The organism is Serratia sp. NPDC078593 (assembly GCF_050268245.1).
Classification (GTDB): Bacteria; Pseudomonadota; Gammaproteobacteria; order Enterobacterales; family Enterobacteriaceae; genus JBNNGK01.
In genome coordinates, this window is record NZ_JBNNGK010000019.1 from 56,405 (window position 1) to 75,863 (window position 19,459).

The following is a 19,459-nucleotide window of genomic DNA, read 5'->3' on the forward strand; positions in this document are numbered from 1 at the left end:
GCTCAGTCTCTATAATCTCGCGCAACCTTTTTTCCCCTGATCACTGAGTAAGCCACTTCAAAGCTGGCTGGGACACCATTCTATGAGCGAAAAATACGTTGTTACCTGGGATATGTTGCAAATGCAAGCGCGCAAACTGGCGCACCGCCTGCTGCCTGCCGATAAATGGACTGGCATCATCGCGGTAAGTCGCGGTGGTTTGGTACCGGCGGCGCTGTTGGCGCGCGAGTTAGGTATTCGCCACGTCGATACCGTCTGCATTTCCAGCTATGACCATGACAACCAGCGCGAAATGAAGGTGCTCAAACGTGCCGAAGGCGACGGTGAAGGGTTCATCGTGGTTGACGATCTGGTGGATACCGGCGGCACGGCGAAAGCAATCCGCGAAATGTACCCGAAAGCCCACTTTGTTACTATCTTCGCTAAACCTGCGGGTCGCCCGTTGGTCGATGATTACGTGGTCGACATCCCTCAGGATACCTGGATCGAACAGCCGTGGGATATGGCGGTGAGCTTCGTGCCACCGATCGGCGGCCGCTAAGTAACCGTCTGTCTTAACGCCCGGTGTTGCCGGGCGTTTTAGATCGAATTCTCCACAGAGTGCACGTCCGCGTCGGCGCAAGCCCATGTGCCGGCGTTAAGTGAACGCTGTTCCTCCAGCACAGTATCTGCCCGCTAAGCCTATCGTCATCTTCTGTAAATTCCCCGCGATGGCCCGGTATATTTTGGTTTATACCGCCAGAGTTAGGTACACTACCTCCAGTTAAGTAGGCTTTTTGCAGCCTACGGCCAGCTTGATGGAGGCTGTTGTTATCATGGCACAAGCCAACCTTTCTGAAATTCTGTTTAAACCCAAATTCAAACACCGCGAGACATCAACGCTGATCCTCCGAGCGCAGCGTAGCATCGGTGCCAACATGCATACACCGCTGGAAGGTGATACCGCCTGCCACTGGTACCGCATGCTTAACCGGCTGTTATGGACCTGGCGCGGCGTCTCTCCGGTCGAGATTGTCGAAGTATTGTCACGTATCGCGGTCTCGAATGCGGAACACAGCGATGAGCAACGGCTGGACACCGTGGTCGGTTACCGTAACGGTAACTGGATTTACGAATGGGTGCATCAGGGAATGCAATGGCAGCAACGGGCGATAGAGCAGGCCGATCCGCTGCTGGGTGGTAAGTATTGGCTCAACGCGAGCAATTTTTACAGCATTGCGGGTTACCCGCACCTGAAAGGCGATGAGTTAGCAGAACAGGCGGAAACGCTGGCTAACCGCGCGTATGAACAGGCGGCATTGTTGCTACCGTATCAGCTTAAAGAATTGACGTTTAACATCGAAGGCGGTAGCCCAATTACCGGCTTCCTGCATATGCCGGATAACGGCAGCGCGCCGTTCCCCACGGTGTTGATGTGCGGCAGCCTCGATACCTTACAAACCGATTATCATCGCTTGTTCAGTGACTACTTTGCGCCGCGCGGTATTGCGATGTTGACGATCGATATGCCGTCAATTGGTGCATCATCCAAGTGGAAGTTGACGCAGGATTCCAGCGTTTTACACCAGCAAGTGTTACAGCAGTTGTCTTCGGTACCCTGGGTTGACCATCAGCGGGTGAGCGCTTTTGGCTTCCGTTTCGGTGCCAACGTCGCTGTGCGGCTGGCGTATTTGGAGCCACATCGTCTGCGTGGCGTTGCTTGCCTCGGTCCGGTAGTGCACGGCATTCTTTGCGACGCGCGTAATCAGCAGCGGGTGCCTGACATGTATATGGATGTGTTGGCCAGCCGTATGGGGATGCCGGACGCCTCCGATCATATATTGAAGATGGAACTCAATCGTTACTCGTTGAAGATGCAAGGGCTGCTTGGCCGTCGTTGTTCAACACCGATGTTGGCTGGTTATTGGGATAACGATCCGCTTAGCCCGAAACAAGAGGCGCAGTTAATCGCTTCGTCTTCACTGGACGGCAAACTGTTAGCGATTCCACGTACTCCGGTATACCGCAGTTTCCACCACGCGCTACAGCAAATTAGCGACTGGTTAAACGAGAAAATGCGTTAAATAGTTGCTAATTTTTAACAATTTGTTAAAAAGAGGTATCTACATTGAGGAGGTTGAAGCATGACATTACCGAGTGGTCACCCTAAAAGCCGACTAATGAAAAAATTTGCCAGCTTAGGGCCGTACCTACGCGAAGGGCAATGTGAGAATGACCGGTTTTTCTTTGATTGTTTAGCCGTTTGCGTCAACGTTAAACCCGAACCCGAGCTGCGTGAGTTCTGGGGCTGGTGGATCGAACTGCAAGCGGATGAATCACGTTTCACCTATGTTTATCAGTTTGGCCTCTTCAATAAAGAGGGGAACTGGCAAGCGGAAAACATTAAGAGTGCTGAAGTAAAACAGAAGCTAGAAACCACGCTGCGTGATTTTCATCAGCGCCTGGCGGCGCTGCTGGCCAGCATGGATCTGGCGCTGGAACCGGCTGACGATTTTAAAGAACAGCCGATCAAACTTTCTGCTTAACCCCCTTTCCCCGAACAATTGCGCTGAATTCGCGTTGTGCCTGTTGGCATAACGCGTCTCTCCTGTTACAAAGTCCTTTGCATTTCTTCTTTTTCAACGGCGAATAATTATGAACGGCAGCCAGACATTGGTTGTGAAATTGGGCACCAGCGTGTTGACCGGCGGATCGTTGCGTCTGAACCGTGCTCATATTGTCGAACTGGTGCGCCAATGCGCACAGCAACATGCAGCGGGACACCGCATTGTTATTGTCACCTCCGGGGCGATTGCCGCAGGGCGTGAGCATTTGGGTTACCCCGAGTTGCCCGCCACTATCGCGTCGAAGCAGCTATTGGCCGCGGTTGGGCAGAGCCGCCTGATTCAACTGTGGGAGCAACTGTTTTCTATTTACGGCATTCACGTAGGCCAAATGTTGCTGACGCGTGCCGATTTGGAGGACCGCGAACGTTTCCTCAATGCGCGCGATACCCTGAGCGCATTATTGGATAGCCGAATTGTTCCGGTAATCAATGAGAACGACGCGGTGGCTACCGCAGAAATCAAAGTCGGTGATAACGATAACCTGTCGGCCTTGGCGGCGATCCTCGCCAGCGCCGATAAACTGTTGTTATTAACCGATCAGCAAGGGTTATACACCGCCGATCCGCGCAATAATCCGCAGGCCGAACTGATCCGTGAAGTCCACGGTGTAGATGATGCGTTGCGAGCCATTGCTGGCGATAGCGTATCCGGCTTGGGAACCGGCGGCATGGGCACAAAGTTGCAGGCGGCGGATGTCGCTTGCCGCGCGGGTATCGATGTGATCATCGCCGCTGGCAGCAAGCCGGGCGTGATCGCCGACGTGATGGACGGCAACCCGGTCGGCACCCGTTTTCATGCGTTGGAAACACCATTGGAAAACCGCAAACGCTGGATCTTTGGCGCACCACCGGCGGGTGAAATCACCGTCGATGACGGCGCGGTTGAAGCCATTATGGCGCGCGGCAGTTCGCTGCTGCCCAAAGGTGTACGGGAAGTGAAGGGCGATTTCTCCCGTGGCGAAGTGATCCGCATTCGTAATTTGGCTGGCCGCGATTTGGCTCACGGCGTTAGCCGCTACAACAGTGATGCGATGCGCATGATCGCGGGCCATCACTCGCAAGACATCACGCAGATTCTCGGTTATGAATACGGCCCCGTCGCCGTGCACCGCGACGATATGATCGTAAGTTAAGGAGTGAGCATGCTAGAGCAGATGGGGAAGGCCGCGAAGCAGGCATCCTGGCAACTGGCGGTGCTGAGCACGGCGAGAAAAAACCAGGTGTTGGCGGTAATGGCCGACATGTTGGAAGCCAACAGCGAAGCGATTTTGCTGGCGAATGAACAGGATATGACGCAGGCACGCGCCAGCGGAATGAGTGAAGCGCTACTCGACCGCCTGTTATTGACCCCCGCGCGTTTGGCGGCCATCGCTAATGACGTGCGCCAGGTGTGCCGCCTGAGCGATCCGGTGGGGCACGTGTTGGACGGTAGCCTATTGGACAGCGGCTTGAAATTGGAACGCCGGCGCGTACCGTTAGGCGTCATTGGCGTTATTTATGAAGCGCGACCTAACGTGACGATCGACGTCGCCAGCCTGTGCTTAAAAACCGGTAATGCGGTGATCCTGCGCGGTGGCAAAGAGACGCACAACACCAATCAGGCGACGGTAAAAGTGATCCAACAGGCGCTGGAACAGTGTGGCTTACCGGCTGCGGCCGTTCAGGCGATTGAAAGCCCGGATCGCGCGCTGGTCAATGAGTTGCTGCGCTTAGATCGCTACGTGGATATGTTGATTCCACGCGGTGGCGCTGGCTTACACAAACTGTGCCGCGAGCACTCCACCATCCCGGTAATCACCGGTGGCATTGGCGTGTGTCATATCTACGTGGATGATAGCGCGGATTATGACAAAGCGCTGGCGGTGATCGAGAACGCGAAAATTCAGCGGCCAAGCGCGTGTAATTCGGTAGAGACGCTGCTGGTTAACCGCACCATCGCCAACAGTTTCTTACCGGCACTGAGCGCACGTATGGCGGCGGTAGGCGTAACGCTGCACGCCAGCGACAACGCTATGCCGCTGTTGCAAGATGGCCCTGCCAACGTGGTGGCCGTGGCAGAGGCGGATTACGATGATGAATGGCTATCGTTGGATCTGAATGTGACGCTGGTTGATAACATTGATCAGGCCATTGACCATATCCGCACCCATGGCACCAGCCATTCTGATGCGATTCTGACGCGTTCTTTGAGCCATGCTGAACACTTTGTGCGGGCGGTGGATTCCTCTGCGGTTTATGTGAATGCCAGTACCCGTTTCACCGACGGTGGCCAGTTTGGTTTAGGTGCCGAGGTGGCCGTCAGCACGCAAAAACTGCATGCGCGCGGCCCGATGGGGCTTGATGCACTGACCACCTACAAGTGGATTGGCTATGGCGACGACTTAACCCGCAGTTAGCGCTAGAGGCTGAGTGAGTGAGATAGACAAATCAAAGGCACAGCATGCTGTGCCTTTGTGGTATCTAAGGGGGAGTGAGGTTTTTAATCCACAAAAGGTATACGGTTGATGTGATATTCAGCGAACGATTAGCAGGCTATTGACTCACCGTAGGATTTTGCATAGGTTATTCACCGCCCCCCGGTTTGCATTTACAAGCTAACCTCATAAAGCCGATATAGCTCAGTTGGTAGAGCAGCGCATTCGTAATGCGAAGGTCGTAGGTTCGACTCCTATTATCGGCACCATTTCAACTTCCCCAAACGTCCGTATTCATCCATAACCACCCTGATTTATAAAAAATTTTACTGCTTTTCAGTCCCTCGTCATCCGTAACTATCCAGTAGAATCCGATACAGAATGTGTATAGGATTGTGTATATGTTCCTGTTCGGTCTGGGATTCCTATACACATGCCTTTAAACGATATGCAGATTCGCCGCGCTAAGCCTGAAGCTAAATCCTATACACTTGGAGATGGGCAAGGGCTTTCATTGCTTATTGAACCTAATGGAAGCAAGAGCTGGCGATTCCGTTATCGTTTTGCCGGTAAACCCAAAATGATCTCGCTTGGTGTTTATCCAACAATCACACTCGCTGATGCGCGTTCTCGACGTGACGATGCCCGCAAACTGGTCGCGGAAGGAAAGAATCCGAGTGAGGTTAGAAAAGAGCAGAAGATTGCTTTGCAAACGGAATCCGAAAACGCGTTTGAAAAGATAGCCACAGAGTGGCATCAGATGAAGTCCGCCAAATGGTCGGCAGGATATGCGTCAGATATCATGGAAGCGTTTCAGAACGATATTTTTCCTTACGTGGGTACGAGACCTGTCGGCGAAATCAAACCGCTAGAACTGCTTAATGTACTGCGTAAAATCGAAAAGCGCGGTGCATTAGAAAAAATGCGCAAAGTTCGGCAGCGATGCTCAGAGGTTTTCCGCTATGCCATTGCTACAGGAAGGGCTGAATTTAATCCTGCAGCAGATCTCTCCAGTGCTCTTGAAGTACATCAATCCAATCATTTCCCGTTCTTAAAGGATGATGAGATACCTGATTTTCTGTGTGCTTTAGACAGTTACACAGGTAGTCGGCTTGTCCAGATTGCTACGAAATTATTGATGATTACGGGCGTGAGAACCATCGAATTACGTGCGGCATTGTGGTCAGAGTTTGATCTGGATAACGCTATTTGGGAAATTCCAGCAGAAAGGATGAAAATGCGTAGGGCACACCTTGTGCCACTGTCGTTTCAAGCGTTAGATTTACTTAATAAACTCAAAATGATGACAGGGAATTATCGTTATGCATTTCCGGGGCGGAACGATCCGAACAAGCCGATGAGCGAGGCCAGCATAAATCAACTGATTAAGCGCATAGGTTATGCAGGACGTGTTACAGGTCATGGATTTCGGCATACGCTTTCTACCATCTTGCATGAGAAAGGATATGACTCACAATGGATTGAGATGCAATTAGCCCACGTAGATAAAAATTGTATTCGAGGAACTTATAATCATGCTCAATACATTGAAAAACGGCGGTCAATGCTTCAATGGTATTCAAGTTTTTTATTTAACATAAAAGGATGGTCTCATGGGTGAGTTTTCTAAACTAGTAGGGGATTATGGTGAGGACATAGTCTCGCATTTTCTTAATATATTTGGGTGGGAGAACCATGCGGTAAATAAATATGTTGACTGCCACACTCGTAAACATGAAAAAAACACACATGGTATCGATGCATTATTTGTCTATAATTCACCGTTAGAATCAAAGACTATAGAGAATGTGATAGTATCATCAAAGTATTCTTCAAATCCTTATTCTAAAGTGGCTTCCATCTTTAAAAGTCATTTTGAAGATATTGCTACAGCTATAGAGTGTTATGCAAAATCCTCGCTAAAAAAAGAAATCAATCAGCAGATGATTTCTGCTGGTCGATATAATGGTTGTAAAAAAGTTGATACGGGTGTTCTTTTTTACATTAATAATGACAGTAACCCGGATAAACAAGATATTATTAGTTCTATTAAGAGTTCACAAATTAGCAGTGATCTTAAATATAGAACTATACATGTTGTGGATAATAAAAGAGCATCTTTTTTATATGAGAGTATTACTTATATAAAGAATAAATACGGGGATGATAAAGTTAATTTTTTCTATCCTCCAACATCTCTAAATCTTACCATTACTGGTAAACGGTATTTTGGGAAAATCTTCCCAGTTGAGTATATTTCTTCCCCAATAATTCCTTTTATCATTGAAAGAGGTAATCAAGAACAACCTATTATTTGTTTGGTTTCATCTGAACCATTTTCCGCTGATGGTATTGAGCATTTACTATCATGTACAAGGGATTTAGTAGCTGATATATCTAAAAATCTTTTATTCGTATTTAGTCATTATAACAAGCTGAATGCTAAAGAAGATTTGGACAGATTGCGTTTGTCTCTTGATAGAGAGATAAATATTGAAATTGATTCTTACAATACCGATTTTAGAGGGTAAGATAATGGATTCTATGATTTTGCCAAGTGGCGATAATTTAAAAACTCTCTTGTCTCAATCAAAGATAAGTAAAAGTGAAGTAAAGTCCGTATTACGAGGGAGAGGAGTATTTTGCTCTAGTGACGAAAAAAACAATACAGTTCCATTATTGATTAAAACTCTAGTGAGTCCGTCGGAGTACTATTTTCTTCAGGATAGAATTAAAACCAAAGAACATAGCGCAAAAATTAACATGAGGACTCTGAAATGGGACTCAGAAGAGTCTTTAATTGATTCTATAGGTGATGATTTCAACCTATCTGATTTGGTAGATGATCCTTTTTGTAATTATGAAGTGACAAATGTTTCTGACTTTTATGTAAAAGATAATGATGATTCTATAGCTTTAGACTTCACCATAAAACGTATAGATCTAATGAATGGTTGGCATGAAGCAGAACAGTATTTTTCTGGTAGAATTGAATTGGAAAAAAATAGTGAGAAGAAAGATGATGTCGAAGTAAATATTTCTCTCAATCACACATCTCAAGAAACAAAGTTAGTTGCAGATAAAATACTTAGAAGATTAAATTCCCATTTGAAGGCCCAAGGACATATTAAGCAAGACTCTGAGATATTAAAAATTCAGTTTAATCATTTTGATAATGCTAAAAGAATACAATTTCTTGAGAATATTGCCAAATCTCATGTCCAAAACGAATTTTATTTTCAAAAAATTATAGATGTTGATTTCTATCCGGATGAAACAACCACTTTTCCAGATGATCTAAAGTGGTTAGAGAGAAATATTGAAGAATTAAAATTAAAAGGTACTTTAGGTGAGTCAATATTCTTCAGAAATAAAAGCCTTCACCCAAATCTGAAAATATCAAAGCTCGTGGCCAGTTACACAATGCAAGATATTGACTATGACGCAGAGTGTAAGATCTCATATGAATTTCCTGAGTATTCAACTAAGAAATCAGAAGTTGCTGAGCTTGTTATTGATTTTAAAGCATTTAATGGCAAAGGTGCTTCTGTTTCAAAAATTAATGAAATCAAAGCCAGTATTATGAAAACTATTGAAGCAAAAAAAGTAAAAGCCTATGATTTATATAAGCTTGTCGCTGATTAATTCGTTTGGTGATTTTTAGATTAATGTGTTAAGGCCGCGTAAAAAGGTGGCTTTAACACGTAATTGTCATTGTTCTTCAAATCGGCACTTACTTTAAGTGGAATATATAATTATTTATATTTCCAGCGCGCAATGCTCTCCCCGCCACGCCTGCGCGCTTAAGGGGCCGCTTTTAATGCAGGTGCATAAGTGTCGTCAGGCCGCGCAAGAACTGGCGCAGGCAAGGGCGGCGGGATTCTGGCTGTTATAACCCATTAATTCAGGTGCAAGCGCGGCGGCCAGCTCTGTGCAGTGCACCTGCATAAAATCATTCAGCCGGTTGCGGATACTTATGCGCTGCACGTTCTCATGCGAGCGAATATAGCGACCAGCCGCCTGATTAATTTCCCATGTTTTCACGTCGATAATATCGCGCAGGGTTTGCAGACTCCGGGGCGGCTGTCATCACCGGTGGCAATGAGTTCGCGGTATTCCTGTTCGGCCCGGCCAGCTCCTGTATTACGGGGCAGCCAGGCGCAGGCAGTCTTCAAAGGCTTGCTGTAGCGTCATGGCGGTCACGAGCGTTTCTCCTGATTATGGCGGAACGGTGAGCTGTAACAGCCCCGGTTTGATAAACGCCTGCTTTACTGCATGCTTTTCTGCCCATTCAGCGAGTATCAGAGAGATAAACTCCGGGCTATTATCCATGCGAAGCATTTTAGGATAGCCGCAGTTTGCCGCGATCCTATCGAGGACACGAACCACTCGTGGAATGGGTAGGTTCAGGTCTATTTCAATCGACAACGCCTCTCGATTAAAGTCATCAACGACATTGAACGTGCGAAAATGACGACCGCAAATCAAAGCGTCGTGCATGAAATCAACGGACCAACTCTGGTTTAACGTTTCTGGCATGACCAGCGGTTCGGCCTCGTTTCGCACGTTGTCTCACCCTCACAGGCAATAAGACCCTATCTTATAAAATCAGGTGGTTAGATCAATGATTGTACTTTTTGCAGTCGTTATGATTGCTTTTTGCGCAGAGTTTATAAGGGAATGTGCAATGGATACGGTAGAGGAACTTAACGGAACGTACTTCTATGCTGGAAAATCTAATCTGAGCGCTGCCGAGCTCCTGTTTATGATTTTTTGTGAGAATACTGCAACTCAATTTGGTATAGGTGCTGCTGATTTTGGTGCTGTTATTGCTATTGTGTCGGGAAGAAACAACTTAGGTACAAGAGGTAAGCTCGCCAACGCGACGAAAGGCACCTCATACGCTTCAAAAGCTGCACGAGCAGTATTTAAAAAGACGAAATTTCCTTTCGGTATCTCGTTACCTACTTGGTTGGGTGGTTACACGCCGTGGACGGCTCGTCGTGTCATGGTTCACAACATTGCACCATTTGTTGGTCGTTCGCTTCCATTGATCGGTGTGATCATTCTTTCTTCTGATGTTTCACAGATCACCTATCGTACTATACGCGATTACAACACCATCGCGCGGGGCAACGATAAGTTATGGTAGACAGTATCGAGCAGCAGATTTACGAGCTTGTACGGCCTTACGCTGGCACGTATTTGTTCAACATCAAGCAGGTGGAATTAACACCAGAAACAGATCTTGATACTGATTTGGGCATTGATGAGCTTGAAGCCGAAGATCTGATAAATGACTTCTTCCAAAAATTCAATGTTGAACGGGGTCGCTTTAGGATCAAAACCTACTTCCCAGACGTTCCTTTTTCATGGAATCCGTTTAAGAAAACGGAACCTATGCTCGTTCCTGATTTCACTATCGGTATGTTGATCGAGTCAGCAAAAGCCGGGAAATGGTTGTACGACTAATCATAAGCAAGGAGCTTTAAAAATGGCAGTACCTGTACATTTATTTTTGACTGATGACGGTGGTGCGGTGATCCGTGGTTCTTCTGATGTTGCTGGCCGTGAAGGGAGTATTGAGCTACGGGGTTTGCACCATAATTTAACGCTGCCAACAGATCCAATGACGGGGAAAGTGACTGGCACGCGTCAGCATTCGCCTTTCCAGTTTACAAAAGAGCTTGATAGCGCTTCGCCATATCTTTTCAAGGCCGCCGCAACGGGGCAAACGCTTCAATCTGCTGAGTTTCGTTTCTACTTTATCAACGATGCGGGGCAAGAGGCGGAGTATTATCGGATCACGCTAGAGAGTGTGAAAGTGATTTCTGTCAGCCCTGTTATGCACGATACGCGAGGTTGTCCGGGGACGGGTCATATGGAAGAGGTTGCATTAAACTACGAGAAGATCACTCATCTGTATAAAGACGGCAATCTATTAGCGCATGACGCTTGGAATGAGCGTTCGACGGCGACGACATAAGAAAGGTGGCATTTTGCAGCGTTTTCCGCTCTAACGTTAAACTAACGCTCAAATTTAATCGCATTCTACCCCGCTTCCTTCGCCATTCCCCCATTTCAGAGATGCATTCAACACGAAATTATTCGTAGTATAGTGAGATAAATGATTCAGTACGGATGTCCGTTATGACCTACTCGATTGGCGAGTTTGCCAAACTTTGCGGGATCAATGCCACCACACTCAGGGCGTGGCAGCGCCGCTATGGCTTGCTCAAGCCACTACGCACAGAGGGCGGGCATCGGCTTTACAGCGAAACGGATGTTCAACAGGCGTTGAAAATCCTCGATTGGGTGAAAAAGGGGGTGCCGGTCAGCCAGGTGAAACCGCTGCTGGATCGCCCCGCACTGCGTAAAACCAACAACTGGCTTGTGTTGCAAGAAGCCATGCTACAACGGCTCCATGACGGGCGTATCGAGTCACTGCGGCAGCTAATTTATGACTCAGGCCGCGAATACCCAAGAGAGCAATTGGTTAGCGAAGTTTTGCGACCGCTGCGCAGTCAGGTATCCGCGAATATTCCCACTATGGTGACGCTGCGTGAAGTTCTCGATGGCATCATCATCGCTTATACCTCTTTTTGTCTCGAAGGCGATAGAAAATCTCCGGGTGATAATTATCTGCTGAGCGGTTGGCACGTAAAAGATCCTTGTGAGGTATGGCTGGAGGCGCTTAAGCGAACGGGCAAAGGGCTGCGTATCGATGTCCTTCCCGCATTGCCAACAGCGCTGGCGCCAGAAGTTTTCCCGGATCGTCACTGGCTGTTGGTGGTCCCTGGGGAATTATCGCTTGCCCGGGAAAAGCAAATTTTGCAATGGCGTAAAGCGGTTGTTTCTCTTGAGGTTATCACGCTGTAATTCACCTATCATCGTCGCCGCTTGCTGGGTAACAGCGGCATTGCGGTGATTTTTGACGACTGCCACAACCGCATCGGTAGCCTAACGCTGCCGACACGGCTCAATCCTTATCCTTCCCATTACTCAGCGGCTCGTCGTCGCGAGCGCGTTTGATCTCATCCAGATCGCCAAATAATCCGTGCCTATCCACCTCACGATGCTAAACCGCGGTGAAATTCCGGTTCAAACGCAGCGGCAGTGCTTGGATGTGTTATCTGTCCAATACCGGAAACCGTACCTTGTACAAAATTATCCTATTGATATCAAAGCCAAGTAAAAAACATCGGGTAAAAACTTGGACAAATTTTATTGATTGTGTAAGTTTAAGGTATCCAGTTTAATTGCCGGAACGTCCGGCGAGGGGAGAACCGATGAGCACCCTACAGCCCGTGATAAACAAGTTCGTCGGATTTTATACCGCGCTGGATGCCGAGTCGGTTAGCGCACTGCCTGCGCTCTACCATCCCGAGGCGGTGTTGAACGATCCCTTCGGCCGCCATGCTGGGCTACACGCCATTCAACGTTATTTCGCGCATCTGCTGGAAAATGTGGAGCAATGCCGTTTTGATATCGATGAACCGATTGGTGATGGCCGCCGTTTCGGCGTGAGTTGGGTGATGCACTGGTCGCATCCCCGCATGGCGGGGGGCAAGGCGCTCACGCTGCCGGGGTGTTCAATGGTCGTGGTACAAGGGGCGCAGGTCATCCAACAGCGCGATTATTACGATGCTGGCGAGATGATTTATGCGCATATTCCGCTGTTGGGGTGGGCCATTCGCCGTATTAAGCAGAGGGTAAGCGCATGAAAACCGTGCTGATTACTGGCGCAAGTTCTGGCATTGGCGAAGGATTGGCAAAATCCTTTGCCAATGACGGCTATCACGTGATTGCCTGCGGGCGCGATGCCGCACGGCTTGCCGTGCTACAGCAGTACAGCCAACGTATTACCCTGCGTCAGTTTGATATGACCGATGCCGATGCCTGCCGTGAGGCGCTGGCGGATTGCCATGTCGATCTGGCGGTGCTCTGCGCGGGAACCTGCGAATACCTTGATCAAGGGATCATCGATACCGATCTCGTCTCCCGCGTGATGACCACCAATTTTCTTGGCCCGGTGAACTGTTTGTCGGCGCTTCAGTCGCAGTTATTGCCCGGTAGCCGGGTCGTGTTGGTGAGTTCAATGGCGCACTGGCTGCCGTTTACGCGCGCGGAGGCCTACGGCGCATCCAAAGCGGCGTTAACCTGGTTTGCCGACAGCTTAAGGTTGGATTGGGAACCAAAAGGGATCGCGGTCACGGTCGTCTCTCCCGGCTTTGTGGATACGCCACTGACGCAGAAAAATGATTTTTCAATGCCGGGCATCGTGAGCGTTGAACACGCCGTTAAGGCGATACGCCGCGGCTTGAAACAAGAGAAAGCGCATATCGCTTTCCCCACAGGCTTTGGCCTAATACTGCGTCTATTAGCCGGATTACCGTCCTCCCTTCAGCGTGCTTTGTTACGCAGGCTGGTGCGGGGATGAATATCGCGATTATCGGCAGCGGTATCGCCGGGCTGACCTGCGCGTGGCGTCTGGCCGGGCATCATCAGGTCACGCTGTTTGAGGCCGAAAATAGCGTGGGCGGCCATACGGCGACGGTGGATGTCACAACCCCCGCCGGCCAGTTTGCGATCGATACCGGGTTTATCGTGTACAACGATCGTACCTATCCCCGTTTTATGGGTTTACTCAGCGAGTTGGGTATCACAGGGCAAAAAACGGAGATGAGTTTTTCCGTTCATAACCCGCTGAGTGGGCTTGAATATAACGGCCATTCACTGGCGTCGCTATTTGCACAACGCCGTAATCTGTTCAACCTACGTTTCTGGCGGTTACTGCGGGACATTGTGCGTTTTAATCGTTTGGCAAAGCGAGCGCTGAAGGACGCGACCGCTAACGATGAAACGTTACAGACGTTTCTGGATCGTCACGGCTTTAATGCATTTTTTGCTCGCCATTATATTTTACCGATGGGGGCGGCTATTTGGTCCTCCTCACTTGAAGAGATGCGCCGCTTTCCATTGGCGTTGTTTTTACGCTTTTTTGAAAACCACGGTTTGCTGGATGTGACCCAGCGCCCTCAGTGGTATGTAGTGCCGGGTGGTTCACGGGAGTACGTGCGTGCCTTGCTGGCGCAACGGGGTGATGCGCTGACGCTGCGCGTCAACGCGCCAGTAAAACAGGTCGTTCGTCATGCCGACAGCGTTGAGATTACTCTGGCAGATGAAACGTTGGTTTTCGATCAAGTGATTTTCGCCTGCCATTCCGCACAGGCTTTGGCGTTGTTAGCCAACCCAACCGATGCGGAAACCGAGATACTTGGTGGTATCGCTTGGCAGCGTAACGAAGTGGTTTTACACAGCGATAAACGCTGGTTGCCGGTAACGGAAAAGGCGTGGGCCAGTTGGAATTACCGCCTCAGTGAGCATGATGAAGCGCGCGCCTGTGTAACCTATAACATGAATATTTTGCAGGGATTAGCAAAAGCCAGCCCCTTGTTTTGCGTAACGCTAAATCCCGACTCAACGATTGATGAGCGCTATGTTTGGCAGCGTTTTATTTATGAGCATCCCCTTTTCAATCGCCAAAGTTGGCAAGCGCAATTACGCCGCGCAGAGATCAATGGTCAGCAACGTAGCTGGTATTGCGGGGCTTATTGGTACAACGGTTTTCACGAAGATGGTGTACGCAGCGCGCTGGATGTGGTGAACGGCATCGCGAATGGGGGGCAACAATGAACAGTTGCCTCTATCACGGTGTGTTACGCCATCGCCGCTGGCAGCCGCGTGTGCATCACTTTCGCTATCACCTCTTTATGGTGTATCTCGATCTGGATGAACTGACTACGCTGGATCAGGTGGGGATTCGGCATAACCGGTTTGCGGCGGCATCGTTTTACGATAGCGATTATCCATTGGGTACGCCGTTAAAACAGCAGGCGCTGGCGCGGCTAGAAACGCTGACCGGTGAGAGGCCGGCCGGTAAAGTCATGTTGCTAACCCAGCTTCGTTATTTGGGGTTCCATTTTAATCCGGTCAATTTTTATTACTTTTTTGACCAACAGGATGTTTTGCGTTGGGTTCTGTTTGAGGTGCGTAATACACCGTGGAATGAACGCCATTATTATGCCGTCGATGCGCAGGAGAAACGGCCAACGGAAAAAGCGTTTCATGTATCGCCCTTTAATCCAATGGATATGGTGTATCACTGGCGGTTTCGCTGCCCGGGAAAAACGCTGCATATGCATATTGAAAATCATCAGGCAGAAAAAGTGTTCGACGCCACATTAATGTTGGTGCGTCAGCCGCTAACGCGTCCAGTGCTTAAAAGGATGTTACGTAAAATACCGTTTATGACATTGAAAACCGTGGTGGCGATTTATTGGCAGGCACTGTTGCTGTGGTTAAAGCGCGTGCCGATTCATCACCATCCTGCCAGTAGGAGTGAACGTTGATGACCGATCCTGTCTATGCGATTGAGACCGCGATCCCACGCAATGCGCGCGTGGCACGTTGGCTGCTTTTCCGTTTACTGGCGGGGCTGCGTCATGGTGCATTGATCGTGCGTGAGGGAACACAGACATTCCATTTTGGCGATCCAGAGGCGAGCTTGGTGGCAGAAGTCACGGTGCTGTCACCGGCAATTTATTGGCGGCTGATGACTGGTGGCAGCCTGGCTGCGGCAGAGGGGTGGATGGACGGCGAGTGGGAAACCCACCAACTGACGGCGGTGCTGCAGATTATCGCGTTAAACAGCCAAGTGCTGGGGCGGTTGGAAAATGGCTTCCGTCTGCTGGGGCGCCCGGTTGAACGGCTACGTCACTGGGCCCGCCGCAATGTTCGACACAATGCGCGGGAAAATATCAGCGCCCATTACGATCTGGGTAACGCGTTCTATCAGCAGTTTCTTGATGAGAACCTGCTTTACTCCAGCGCGCTGTTTACCTCGCCAACGCAGGATCTTTTTTCGGCACAGCAGGAAAAAATGCAGCGCTTGTGCGATCAACTGGCGCTAACGGCGGACGATCATTTACTGGAGATTGGAACGGGCTGGGGAGCGTTGGCAGAATTTGCGGCTCAGCGATACGGCTGCCAGGTCACCACGACGACGCTGTCGCGCGAGCAGTATGATTATGCCGTGGCGCGTATCGCCCGCGCGGGTTTGCAACACCGGGTTAAGGTACTGCTGTCTGATTACCGCGATTTAACTGGGCAGTTCGACAAACTGGTATCGGTGGAGATGATCGAAGCGGTAGGAAAATCGTTTTTGCCAACGTTTTTCGCGACCTGTCAGGCGCGGTTACGTCCTGGAGGGAAAATGGCGATCCAGGCGATTACCATCCAAGACCAACGCTACGCCGATTACAGCAAAAGCGTGGACTTTATCCAGCGTTACATTTTTCCCGGCGGCTTTTTGCCGTGTATTACGGCAATGAGCCAGGTGATGACCCGACATACGGATTTCGTCATCCGCAACCTGTTCGATATGGGCGCGGATTATGCGCGAACGTTGGTGCATTGGCGTAAACGCTTTGAACAGGCCTGGCCCGAGATAGAAAGATTGGGATTCGATGAGCGCTTTCGCCGTATGTGGCTGTATTATCTGGGCTACTGCGAGGCCGGTTTTAATGCCCGCACCATCAGCGTAGTGCAGATTACCGCCGAGCGTGTATGAAGCGCGCTGTGCCGGCGGTGGCATTGGCTATTGCGTTTGATATCTATTGGACGCTCGTGGTGGTGTTCCGTGAACGAGCGGTTTGGCTCTGGCTGTCGCTTGCCCTGTTGGCCTATATGCTGCTTAAGCCGCGGCAACGTATTTACGCCATGTTGCTTGCCATATTTGGCGGCCTGTTGGATAGCCTGTGGGCCGTCAGCGGGTTGATCCAATTTAACGGCGATGGCCTGTTGCCGCTTTGGATGATGGCGCTTTGGCTAATGTTTGCCTGCGTCTGGGTGGTGCTTACGGCTAACTCTAGGTTGAGCATTTGGGTGTTGGCGTTGATGGCGAGTTTGGGGGGGCCGCTGGCGTACTTTATCGGTGAAAGGTTGGGCGCAATGGTATTTCTTGCGCCGAGTTCCCTTGTGTTGAGCGGCATGGCGGTGGGATGGGGCGTGTTGATGCTGTGTTTCCACTCACTGATCGGGAGGTATGGATGATGCGCACAGTGTTGTTGTGGGTGTGGTTGTTCGCGGTGCCGGTGTTACCCGCTCAGGCTGACGACTGGTTGAACTGGCGTAAAGTCGGTGATGCCACGTTGAAGTGGGGGCCATTCACCGTTTATCACTCGCAATTACGGTCGCCTGATGGTCATTTTCACGGTCTGCGGCACTCTCAAGCGCTCATTATTACCTACCAACGCAGTATCGATAGAACCGACTTGGTTGATGCTACCCGCGAACAGTGGCAAGCGATGGGCAGGCTACAGCCACAAAGCGAAACATGGTTGCGCAGGTTAAACGCGCTTTGGCCCGATGTCAGTAAAGGTTCGCAACTGGCTTTTGTGTTGCACGAGGGCAAAGGGCAATTCTGGTATCGTGCATCATCTACGCAAACCGGCTTTACGCCGTTGGGCCCGCACCAGTCGACGGCTTTTAGCGAGAATTTTCTGGCCATTTGGTTAGATCCACGTACCCGTTATCCCGAATTGCGTCAGCAACTCATCGGAGGTAAACAATGAAAGCGTTTTTGACCTTTAGCCTGGCTCTGGTGATGCTCTTGACGGGGTGCAGCGCTGACCTCAGCGACTTTCAAGGCCAACAACCACGGCTCGATATTTTTAGCTATTTTCAGGGTAAAAGCGAAGCCTGGGGCATGGTGCAGGACCGCAGCGGTAAACAATTACGGCGATTCCACGTTGAGATTGACGGCGATGTTGTCGGTGACACGCTAACGCTGCGTGAGCAGTTTGTCTATGATGATGGAGAAAAACAGCAGCGCGTTTGGCACATTCGGCGTTTGGGCTCCGATCGTTATCAAGGCACCGCTGGGGATATTGCAGGGATAGCCACAGGGCAGGCCGCTGGCAATGCTTTTCATTGGCAGTACAGCATGAATGTTAAAGCGGATGGAAGAAATTGGTTATTACACTTTGACGACTGGATGTATTTGCAGGATGACACGCATTTATTTAATAAGACGGAAATGAAAAAATGGGGTGTTACCGTGGGTACCATTACGCTGTTCTTTACTAAAAAGAGATTGTGAAGGTGATAGGGCGATCGCTATTTCTGTAACGCGAATTTTTTTATGATGGTTTGTTATATTCCGCATGTCATTTGTGACAAATGGTGATTCATGTGGGTTGAATATTTAATTGCTTAAGTCTGTGTATTGGTATTATAATTTTCAATTAATAATTAAATAATGGCGTAATACTACGATTTATCCTAATTCATTTAATAAGATTAAATCCCTATTTAACCGTTTTATTTTTAAGAAAATTCCTGATTTTTTCTTTACTTGTTAATAAGATTGACTATTAATTTTATCGATACCTATAATTCGTAGCGCTTGGTCGGTATCGAATATTTTTAATTTCACGGAAATAACGTGTGGAGATTGGGAATGTTACCGTATCGATTAGCGTAAAATGAAATCGATTTATTGGTAATTCTATAAGGATATAACAATGAAAAAGTTAAATATGACAAAAGCGGCCACCATTATTGGCGGTACTTTCCGTACTTGTTCTTCTACCACCTACGAAAAAACCGTTATCGGTGGTACGACCATGTGTGCCGCTGTTTCTCAGTGCACTAACAAATATGGCCGTTCTGAGAAAACTTACCGCCTCGTAGCTAACCAACGCTGTGGTATCACCGCTTAGTAACTAAGTATTAGTTTAGGGTGTGGCGTTGTTGCCACACCCTGTTTTTCCCCCTCGGTTAATCTGTGATCGCCTTGGCAAAACCCCGGATGTTTGTGGCTTGAAGATGTCATGCAGCTGCGAGTCTTACCGTGCACCCGCGCTCCGTATAGTCTGATATCCCCCCCTTTCCTGTCACTCACTCCCCAAATCAGTTGCTGTGGTACCGCGTTCACCTCATTTTTAAGCTGGCGTGGCTGGATGACGGATAATTTGTCCACGTTGCTAAAACGTAGGGGGCGAACATGTTCGTCCCGCAGCCAGAGTTAAGCGATCGTGACGGGCGCGACGTGCCACGCCCCTACGCGGTGGGTGGGGCTGGATGACGGATTAGTTGACCACGTTGCTAAAACGTAGGGGCGAACATGTTCGCTCCGCAGCCAGCGTTAGGCGATCGTGACGGGCGTGGCGTGCCACGCCCCTACGCGGTGGGTGGGCTGGAAGATGCATAATTTGTCCACGTTGCTAAAACGTAGGGGGCGAACATGTTCGCCCCGCAGCCAGCGTTATATTGATCGTGATGGGCGCGACGTGCCACGCCCCTACGCGGTGGGTGGGGCTGGATGACGGATTAGTTGACCACGTTGCTAAAACGTAGGGGCGAACATGTTCGCTCC

Annotated in this window: 21 protein-coding genes, 1 tRNA gene and 2 pseudogenes; 22 read left to right on the forward strand and 2 right to left on the reverse strand. The window is 49.4% G+C overall.

Going from position 1 to position 19,459, the window contains the following annotated elements; genetic code table 11:
• Positions 1 to 82 precede the first annotated feature (82 nt).
• The 9 genes from gpt to gapS4b all read left to right on the forward strand — a co-directional run bounded on the left by gpt (position 83) and on the right by gapS4b (position 8,664).
• Entirely contained in the window at positions 83 to 541 is a 459-nt protein-coding gene (gene gpt / locus ACQKDS_RS17515; RefSeq protein ID WP_004954923.1) for a xanthine phosphoribosyltransferase, read from the forward strand.
• Positions 542 to 815: 274 nt separating this feature from the next.
• Positions 816 to 2,063: an esterase FrsA gene (gene frsA / locus ACQKDS_RS17520; protein ID WP_399671751.1), complete on the forward strand. Its 1,248-nt coding sequence runs from the start codon at positions 816 to 818 to the stop codon at positions 2,061 to 2,063.
• A gap of 60 nt (positions 2,064 to 2,123) precedes the next feature.
• Positions 2,124 to 2,525 carry a sigma factor-binding protein Crl gene (gene crl / locus ACQKDS_RS17525; RefSeq protein ID WP_399671754.1) on the forward strand — a complete coding sequence of 134 codons (402 nt, stop codon included), beginning with the start codon at positions 2,124 to 2,126 and terminating at the stop codon, positions 2,523 to 2,525.
• A gap of 109 nt (positions 2,526 to 2,634) precedes the next feature.
• Entirely contained in the window at positions 2,635 to 3,738 is a 1,104-nt protein-coding gene (proB, locus tag ACQKDS_RS17530) for a glutamate 5-kinase (RefSeq protein ID WP_399671756.1), read from the forward strand.
• Positions 3,739 to 3,747: 9 nt separating this feature from the next.
• Positions 3,748 to 5,001, forward strand: coding sequence for a glutamate-5-semialdehyde dehydrogenase (gene proA / locus ACQKDS_RS17535; protein ID WP_399671759.1), 1,254 nt, complete (start codon positions 3,748 to 3,750; stop codon positions 4,999 to 5,001).
• 211 nt (positions 5,002 to 5,212) lie between these two features.
• Positions 5,213 to 5,288, forward strand: a tRNA-Thr gene (locus tag ACQKDS_RS17540).
• A gap of 164 nt (positions 5,289 to 5,452) precedes the next feature.
• On the forward strand, positions 5,453 to 6,640 hold the full coding sequence (locus ACQKDS_RS17545; RefSeq protein WP_399671762.1) for a tyrosine-type recombinase/integrase: 1,188 nt from the start codon (positions 5,453 to 5,455) through the stop codon (positions 6,638 to 6,640).
• Complete coding sequence (gene gapS4a / locus ACQKDS_RS17550) at positions 6,633 to 7,550, forward strand: GapS4a family protein (protein ID WP_399671765.1); 918 nt, start codon at positions 6,633 to 6,635, stop codon at positions 7,548 to 7,550. Before ACQKDS_RS17545 ends, gapS4a begins: the two co-directional genes overlap by 8 nt.
• Before the next feature lie 4 nt (positions 7,551 to 7,554).
• Positions 7,555 to 8,664 carry a GapS4b family protein gene (gapS4b, locus tag ACQKDS_RS17555; protein ID WP_399671768.1) on the forward strand — a complete coding sequence of 370 codons (1,110 nt, stop codon included), beginning with the start codon at positions 7,555 to 7,557 and terminating at the stop codon, positions 8,662 to 8,664.
• 222 nt (positions 8,665 to 8,886) lie between these two features.
• Here gapS4b and ACQKDS_RS17560 read toward each other — a convergent pair.
• Both ACQKDS_RS17560 and ACQKDS_RS17565 read right to left on the reverse strand, forming a co-directional pair.
• Positions 8,887 to 9,222: pseudogene (locus ACQKDS_RS17560) on the reverse strand (phage polarity suppression protein); the annotation flags it as partial.
• Positions 9,223 to 9,264: 42 nt separating this feature from the next.
• A pseudogene (locus tag ACQKDS_RS17565) lies at positions 9,265 to 9,582 on the reverse strand (DDE-type integrase/transposase/recombinase); the annotation flags it as partial.
• A gap of 124 nt (positions 9,583 to 9,706) precedes the next feature.
• On the opposite strand from ACQKDS_RS17565, the gene ACQKDS_RS17570 reads away from it, so the two are divergent.
• The 13 genes from ACQKDS_RS17570 (at position 9,707) to ACQKDS_RS17630 (ending at position 18,803) form a co-directional block, all read left to right on the forward strand.
• Positions 9,707 to 10,171 carry an STM2901 family protein gene (locus tag ACQKDS_RS17570; protein ID WP_399672003.1) on the forward strand — a complete coding sequence of 155 codons (465 nt, stop codon included), beginning with the start codon at positions 9,707 to 9,709 and terminating at the stop codon, positions 10,169 to 10,171.
• Complete coding sequence (locus ACQKDS_RS17575; protein WP_399671771.1) at positions 10,165 to 10,491, forward strand: DUF1493 family protein; 327 nt, start codon at positions 10,165 to 10,167, stop codon at positions 10,489 to 10,491. Before ACQKDS_RS17570 ends, ACQKDS_RS17575 begins: the two co-directional genes overlap by 7 nt.
• Positions 10,492 to 10,513: 22 nt before the next feature.
• Complete coding sequence (locus ACQKDS_RS17580; RefSeq protein WP_399671774.1) at positions 10,514 to 11,005, forward strand: Hcp family type VI secretion system effector; 492 nt, start codon at positions 10,514 to 10,516, stop codon at positions 11,003 to 11,005.
• Positions 11,006 to 11,169: 164 nt separating this feature from the next.
• Entirely contained in the window at positions 11,170 to 11,898 is a 729-nt protein-coding gene (locus ACQKDS_RS17585) for a MerR family transcriptional regulator (RefSeq protein WP_399671777.1), read from the forward strand.
• A gap of 410 nt (positions 11,899 to 12,308) precedes the next feature.
• On the forward strand, positions 12,309 to 12,743 hold the full coding sequence (locus ACQKDS_RS17590; RefSeq protein ID WP_399671780.1) for a nuclear transport factor 2 family protein: 435 nt from the start codon (positions 12,309 to 12,311) through the stop codon (positions 12,741 to 12,743).
• Positions 12,740 to 13,459, forward strand: coding sequence for an SDR family NAD(P)-dependent oxidoreductase (locus ACQKDS_RS17595; protein ID WP_399671783.1), 720 nt, complete (start codon positions 12,740 to 12,742; stop codon positions 13,457 to 13,459). Before ACQKDS_RS17590 ends, ACQKDS_RS17595 begins: the two co-directional genes overlap by 4 nt.
• Entirely contained in the window at positions 13,456 to 14,715 is a 1,260-nt protein-coding gene (locus ACQKDS_RS17600) for an NAD(P)/FAD-dependent oxidoreductase (protein WP_399671786.1), read from the forward strand. The genes ACQKDS_RS17595 and ACQKDS_RS17600 overlap by 4 nt, the downstream gene beginning before the upstream one ends.
• Positions 14,712 to 15,431 carry a DUF1365 domain-containing protein gene (locus tag ACQKDS_RS17605; RefSeq protein WP_399671789.1) on the forward strand — a complete coding sequence of 240 codons (720 nt, stop codon included), beginning with the start codon at positions 14,712 to 14,714 and terminating at the stop codon, positions 15,429 to 15,431. The genes ACQKDS_RS17600 and ACQKDS_RS17605 overlap by 4 nt, the downstream gene beginning before the upstream one ends.
• On the forward strand, positions 15,431 to 16,651 hold the full coding sequence (locus ACQKDS_RS17610; protein WP_399671792.1) for a class I SAM-dependent methyltransferase: 1,221 nt from the start codon (positions 15,431 to 15,433) through the stop codon (positions 16,649 to 16,651). Before ACQKDS_RS17605 ends, ACQKDS_RS17610 begins: the two co-directional genes overlap by 1 nt.
• Positions 16,648 to 17,133 carry a DUF2878 domain-containing protein gene (locus ACQKDS_RS17615; protein WP_399671795.1) on the forward strand — a complete coding sequence of 162 codons (486 nt, stop codon included), beginning with the start codon at positions 16,648 to 16,650 and terminating at the stop codon, positions 17,131 to 17,133. Before ACQKDS_RS17610 ends, ACQKDS_RS17615 begins: the two co-directional genes overlap by 4 nt.
• Positions 17,133 to 17,654 (forward strand): hypothetical protein, encoded by a 522-nt coding sequence (locus tag ACQKDS_RS17620; protein ID WP_399672004.1) that lies wholly within the window; start codon positions 17,133 to 17,135, stop codon positions 17,652 to 17,654. The genes ACQKDS_RS17615 and ACQKDS_RS17620 overlap by 1 nt, the downstream gene beginning before the upstream one ends.
• Positions 17,651 to 18,181 carry a DUF3833 domain-containing protein gene (locus tag ACQKDS_RS17625; RefSeq protein WP_399671798.1) on the forward strand — a complete coding sequence of 177 codons (531 nt, stop codon included), beginning with the start codon at positions 17,651 to 17,653 and terminating at the stop codon, positions 18,179 to 18,181. Before ACQKDS_RS17620 ends, ACQKDS_RS17625 begins: the two co-directional genes overlap by 4 nt.
• 424 nt (positions 18,182 to 18,605) lie before the next feature.
• The gene (locus ACQKDS_RS17630; RefSeq protein WP_399671801.1) at positions 18,606 to 18,803 is read left to right on the forward strand and encodes a DUF4762 family protein; all 198 of its coding nucleotides are present in this window, start codon (positions 18,606 to 18,608) and stop codon (positions 18,801 to 18,803) included.
• Positions 18,804 to 19,459: the final 656 nt, after the last annotated feature.

Excerpts from the sequence above, each read along its gene's own strand:
- gpt (WP_004954923.1), top strand. The coding sequence starts at position 83 with ATGAGCGAAAAATACGTTGTTACCTGGGATATGTTGCAAATGCAAGCG.
- frsA (WP_399671751.1), top strand. The coding sequence starts at position 816 with ATGGCACAAGCCAACCTTTCTGAAATTCTGTTTAAACCCAAATTCAAA.
- crl (WP_399671754.1), top strand. The coding sequence starts at position 2,124 with ATGACATTACCGAGTGGTCACCCTAAAAGCCGACTAATGAAAAAATTT.
- proB (WP_399671756.1), top strand. The coding sequence starts at position 2,635 with ATGAACGGCAGCCAGACATTGGTTGTGAAATTGGGCACCAGCGTGTTG.
- proA (WP_399671759.1), top strand. The coding sequence starts at position 3,748 with ATGCTAGAGCAGATGGGGAAGGCCGCGAAGCAGGCATCCTGGCAACTG.
- ACQKDS_RS17545 (WP_399671762.1), top strand. The coding sequence starts at position 5,453 with ATGCCTTTAAACGATATGCAGATTCGCCGCGCTAAGCCTGAAGCTAAA.
- gapS4a (WP_399671765.1), top strand. The coding sequence starts at position 6,633 with ATGGGTGAGTTTTCTAAACTAGTAGGGGATTATGGTGAGGACATAGTC.
- gapS4b (WP_399671768.1), top strand. The coding sequence starts at position 7,555 with ATGGATTCTATGATTTTGCCAAGTGGCGATAATTTAAAAACTCTCTTG.
- ACQKDS_RS17570 (WP_399672003.1), top strand. The coding sequence starts at position 9,707 with ATGGATACGGTAGAGGAACTTAACGGAACGTACTTCTATGCTGGAAAA.
- ACQKDS_RS17575 (WP_399671771.1), top strand. The coding sequence starts at position 10,165 with ATGGTAGACAGTATCGAGCAGCAGATTTACGAGCTTGTACGGCCTTAC.
- ACQKDS_RS17580 (WP_399671774.1), top strand. The coding sequence starts at position 10,514 with ATGGCAGTACCTGTACATTTATTTTTGACTGATGACGGTGGTGCGGTG.
- ACQKDS_RS17585 (WP_399671777.1), top strand. The coding sequence starts at position 11,170 with ATGACCTACTCGATTGGCGAGTTTGCCAAACTTTGCGGGATCAATGCC.
- ACQKDS_RS17590 (WP_399671780.1), top strand. The coding sequence starts at position 12,309 with ATGAGCACCCTACAGCCCGTGATAAACAAGTTCGTCGGATTTTATACC.
- ACQKDS_RS17595 (WP_399671783.1), top strand. The coding sequence starts at position 12,740 with ATGAAAACCGTGCTGATTACTGGCGCAAGTTCTGGCATTGGCGAAGGA.
- ACQKDS_RS17600 (WP_399671786.1), top strand. The coding sequence starts at position 13,456 with ATGAATATCGCGATTATCGGCAGCGGTATCGCCGGGCTGACCTGCGCG.
- ACQKDS_RS17605 (WP_399671789.1), top strand. The coding sequence starts at position 14,712 with ATGAACAGTTGCCTCTATCACGGTGTGTTACGCCATCGCCGCTGGCAG.
- ACQKDS_RS17610 (WP_399671792.1), top strand. The coding sequence starts at position 15,431 with ATGACCGATCCTGTCTATGCGATTGAGACCGCGATCCCACGCAATGCG.
- ACQKDS_RS17615 (WP_399671795.1), top strand. The coding sequence starts at position 16,648 with ATGAAGCGCGCTGTGCCGGCGGTGGCATTGGCTATTGCGTTTGATATC.
- ACQKDS_RS17620 (WP_399672004.1), top strand. The coding sequence starts at position 17,133 with ATGCGCACAGTGTTGTTGTGGGTGTGGTTGTTCGCGGTGCCGGTGTTA.
- ACQKDS_RS17625 (WP_399671798.1), top strand. The coding sequence starts at position 17,651 with ATGAAAGCGTTTTTGACCTTTAGCCTGGCTCTGGTGATGCTCTTGACG.
- ACQKDS_RS17630 (WP_399671801.1), top strand. The coding sequence starts at position 18,606 with ATGAAAAAGTTAAATATGACAAAAGCGGCCACCATTATTGGCGGTACT.